This is a genomic window from Nesterenkonia aerolata (assembly GCF_031470965.1).
In the GTDB taxonomy this organism is placed as follows: Bacteria; Actinomycetota; Actinomycetes; order Actinomycetales; family Micrococcaceae; genus Nesterenkonia; species Nesterenkonia aerolata.
Map to the genome: position 1 here is coordinate 1 of NZ_JAVKGR010000042.1, position 1411 is coordinate 1411.

1 protein-coding gene is annotated in these 1411 nt (G+C 66.5%); it reads left to right on the plus strand.

Translation table 11 applies throughout. The annotated features are described in order from the left end of the window. The first annotated feature begins 81 nt into the window (after window positions 1-81). Window positions 82-1344: an integrase catalytic domain-containing protein gene (locus tag RIL96_RS13225; protein ID WP_310549479.1), complete on the plus strand. Its 1263-nt coding sequence runs from the start codon at window positions 82-84 to the stop codon at window positions 1342-1344. The last annotated feature ends 67 nt before the right edge of the window (window positions 1345-1411 follow it).

Below are 1411 nucleotides of genomic sequence, written 5' to 3' on the forward strand. Positions count from 1 at the left end.
CGACGAGACTCACGGAAGATGCCCGCGAAACGCCTTCGGTGCCTCAACTGAGAATGCCCGCGAAATGGTGACGCTCGTGGCATGGGAAGCGAGTTGTCGATGCGGTCACGGGTAGAGATCACCGCGAAGTATGCCAGGGCGTATGCGAAGTCTTCGAAGAAGGAGCGGGGCCGGTTGCTCGATGAGGTCGTCGCGGTCACCGGGTGGTCGCGGGACAACGCGCGCCGGAGGCTCTCGCAGGCCGCGAAGCCGCGCCCGCGAGCAGTGAAGCCGGCTCGGAAACCGCGGGGTCGGAAGTACTCATACGACGCGACGAAGGTGCTGCAGCGGGTCTGGGCGCTCTCAGGCGGGGAGTGCGGGAAGTACCTGGCCGCGTCGATGACGATCCTGCTGGACGCCTTGGAGCGCCACGGCGAACTCGTTGCCGGGAAGGCGCGCTACTCGGTGACGGTGCGGGCCGAGTTGGAGGCGATGAGCGCCGCAACGATCGACCGATACCTGACCCCGGCCCGAGCGAAAGACCCGCTGCACGGGCTGACGAGCACGCGCCCGTCGCCGCTGTTGCGATCCTCGATCACCGTCCGCAAGGCCGGGGACGAAGTCGAGGACTCGCCAGGGTTCTTCGAGGGCGACACCGTCGCGCACTGCGGCCCGACGCTGAAGGGCGAGTTCTGCCGGAGCGTGAACCTCACCTGCATGCGCACCGGATGGGTCGTGACCCGCTCGACCCGCAACAACGCGCACCGCAACGTTCTGGCTGCCCTCCAGCACGCCGTCGACCAGGTCCCATTCGAAGTCACCGGTCTCGACTTCGACAACGGCGGCGAGTTCATCAACCACGACGTGATCGGCTGGGCCGCCGATCGGAAGATCTTCTTCACCCGCTCCCGCCCCTACAAGAAGAACGACCAGGCCACGATCGAGTCCAAGAACAACCACCTCGTACGCCGATACGGGTTCTACTGGCGCTACGACACCCCCGAGTCGCTGACTCTGCTCAACCAGCTCTGGCCACTGGTGAACGACCGGCTGAACTACTTCACCCCGACGAAGAAGCCGACTGGCTACGCCACCGATGCCGCCGGGCGCCGCAAGCGGCTCTACGACGACCCGAAGACTCCCGTCGACCGGCTGCTGGATGCCGGGGTGCTCTCGGCCACGCAGGAAGCCGAGCTGCGCGCCCGCCGCGACAAGCTCAACCCCGCCGAGATCGCCCGCCGCACCCAGTCCCTTCAAGATAGGCTCACCGGCCTCGCCCGCGATAAGACACTCGACCTCCAAGCCGCGATCGCAACGTCCTCGCTCGACACAGCCCGGGGCGTCAAGCTCCGCCGGGCGAGCTGACGTTCGCGGGCATTCCTATGTGAGGCACGGGAATCATTTCGCGGGCAACTTGACTTGAGGCACCTCG